We start from the raw sequence: 338 nt of genomic DNA on the forward strand, positions 1-338 counted from the left end.
CCAGGAAGCGGGCAAAACATTTGAATTGGCATTTGGCTCATTGCATGGAAAGAGCACGCAAAATAATCTTTATAATAGCGCTTGTTCATGGAGCCTAGCAGGAAATAATGATAAGACATTTTTATATCTACAAAAAATTATTGATGGTGATATGATAGATGGCTGGAATGATCCTATAGAATTTTATCAACTGTTAAATAAGGACTCGGACTTTAATAATATTAAAACCGATCCAAGATGGAAAATATTAACAAACGGTGCTAAAAGAAATCAAGAGTCCTTTCAAAAAAATATTAGAAAAGATCTAGCGGAAAGGATAAAGATTTTAGGTAAGAGTG

Annotated in this window: 1 protein-coding gene; it reads left to right on the forward strand. The window is 32.8% G+C overall.

What is annotated here, in order from left to right; all coding sequences use genetic code 11:
* Positions 1-338, forward strand: a 338-nt coding sequence (locus tag SB772_RS39595; protein WP_410838465.1) for a TPR end-of-group domain-containing protein, incomplete at both ends; no start/stop codon positions are given.

Origin of the sequence: Paraburkholderia sp. SIMBA_030 (assembly GCF_046535245.1) — a bacterium.
GTDB lineage: Bacteria > Pseudomonadota > Gammaproteobacteria > Burkholderiales > Burkholderiaceae > Paraburkholderia.